The organism is Streptomyces sp. NPDC002144, from assembly GCF_053593695.1.
Window position 1 is genome coordinate 1 of sequence record NZ_JBSFDB010000154.1, and the last position, 2,264, is coordinate 2,264.

At 68.1% G+C, this 2,264-nt stretch carries 2 protein-coding genes; one reads left to right on the plus strand and one right to left on the minus strand.

What is annotated here, in order from left to right:
• Positions 1-118: 118 nt before the first annotated feature.
• Positions 119-337 (plus strand): hypothetical protein, encoded by a 219-nt coding sequence (locus ACWCQ1_RS52005; RefSeq protein ID WP_367321799.1) that lies wholly within the window; start codon positions 119-121, stop codon positions 335-337.
• 20 nt (positions 338-357) lie between these two features.
• On the opposite strand, the gene ACWCQ1_RS52010 is transcribed toward ACWCQ1_RS52005, so the two are convergent.
• Positions 358-2,142, minus strand: a complete 1,785-nt coding sequence (locus ACWCQ1_RS52010; protein ID WP_451030121.1) for an IS481 family transposase — start codon at positions 2,140-2,142, stop codon at positions 358-360.
• Positions 2,143-2,264: the final 122 nt, after the last annotated feature.

Consider the following 2,264-nt stretch of genomic DNA (forward strand, 5'->3'; position numbering starts at 1 on the left):
TGTCGAGTCTCAGTTGATGGTTGACGGGTTGGCGTCGGGTGATGCTTGACGTCTGACCTAGACGATCAAGTGACGAATTGCCTCCCTTCACAACCGACGGTTCGGCATGCTTGCAGATGTGAGCGCCTTCAGCAGCGACAAGGACCTGTCCGCCACCGACGTGACGGGCAATGGTGTGGAAGTGGATGTCGCTACCAACCTCCTCAACGGCACCGTCCGGCTGTCGTTGCTGTGGACGCAGGAAATCCATCTGACCCCCGATGATGCGGAACAGGTGGCCTTTGCTCTGCTGCGGGCAGCCGAACGGGGCCGTGGGCTGGGGCCCGCGCCAGCGTGAGGAGTCCGCCCGTCTGGTCATCACACGACCTTGCGGCGATGGTGCTCACCGGACTTCTGCACCACCAGGTCTTTGCGCGTGGTGCGGGGAACGGTGGTGATCAGGGCCTCGCCCTGGAAGATGCGGACCACGTCTTCGCTCAGGTGGACGGTGACGACCTGGTGGGCATAGCCACGGCCGAGCTGGACGCGCTGTCCGGCGACCATGAAGCCGCCGACACTGCTGACCGTCCGTTCGGCGATCTGCTCACCGGGCGGAGGCAGCAATGGTGACGGCCCGGCCGGACGGGCTCCTTGCAGACGGCCGCAGGCGGAAGCCGGCAGCGGGCTGGGCAAGGTGGCCTGCAGGACACGCTGCTCGTTCAGGACCTGGAGGACTCTGCCGTCCAGCCGCAGGGTGACCCGCTGCCCGGCGAACGGCCAGCCGATCAGCACCTTGTCGCCGCCAAGGCCGACGTAGCCGACCGCGTTGACGGTGCGGTCCACCTCCACCGCCCCACTTGTGTCCTTTGCTGGGCCGGGGTCGTCCGCCCATGACGCGGCGGGACGAGCGCCGCCGCCCGCCAGCAGGGCTTTGAGGTCACGGCCGGACAGCTTCGAGGGCAGGGTTTTGTGCCGGCCGCCGCCGATGAGCACGTGCAGCCGGTTCACGTCGACCCGCAAGGTCACCGTGATGCCGGCCAGGGCCGGGCCGAACCAGATCTGCTGCCCGCGCAGGCTCAGGTTCCCCGACGCGGGAACCACCCGTTCCAGCTCGATCGCACCAACCTCCCCCTCCGCCATCGGCCAGACCATGGCCACCGACTCGGGCGGAGGCTGCTCAGGCGGCGCTGGTGTCGGCGGCGTGAGCAGATCGAGGCGGGCGGGCAGGACCACCGGCAGCGCATCCTGCTCGGACCGCGGCCTGGGCACGAACCTGCTGGCCGGGACCGCCATGTCCAGGGCTTGATGCGGCCGCATCCGGTTGTAGTCCTCCAACCAGCCGTCCACCGCCGCCTGCGCGGCCACGACATCGGCGAACGGGTCGCAGTCATCAAGGAGTTCACGTCGCAACGTCTGATGGAACCGCTCGATCTTCCCCGTGGTGGTCGGAGACTGCGGCCGGGTGAGCCGGTGGGCGATGCCGTTCTCCCGGCAGATCCGGTCGAACATCGTCTCTCCCGGTTTGCCGGATCCGAACCGGGCGGTGAATTGCTTGCCGTTGTCCGTCAGCACCTCTTCGGGCACTCCGAACCGCATCAGCGCTTCCCCGAAGGCCAGACACACCGCTCGGGCCGTGGCTCGCTGCACCACCTTCGCGATCACCACGAACCGCGAGTGGTCGTCGATGCCAGTGACCATCTTGCACTCGCCGCCACCGGCCATCAGCACGCCGCCGACGATGTCCATCTGCCACAGCTCCATCGCCGCCGACCGCTCCCACCTGCGGTAATCCGACCGGCGTCGCCTGCGCACCCCCGGCTCGATGAGCCCGTTGCGCACCAGCACCCGATAGACCGTCGCCCGCGAAGGCACCGGGGACAAGCCCCGACGCTCCAGTTCGTGCACCAATCGACGCGGACCCCAGCCGGGATGCCGACGCCGAAGCTCACACACCACCGCCTCCACCTCCCCGGCGATCCGGTGCGGACACGAGGCCGGCCGATGCGACCGATCCGCCAACCCCGCCAGACCCGACTGCTCGTACTTGCGCACCCAGGAATGCACCGACTGACGTGACACCCCATACCGGGCGGCGACCTGAGTGACCGGAACCCCCGCGGCGACCTCCATGACCGCGTGATACCGCTGCTCGACCACGCTCAACTCCACCAGCACGGCCACGGCCCTCCCTGCACGCGCCGATCAGACGCGCACAGCCAAGCCGAGGCAAGCGGTGTCAAGCATCAGGTGAAGCCACAACGTCAAGCATCAACCGAGACAAGACA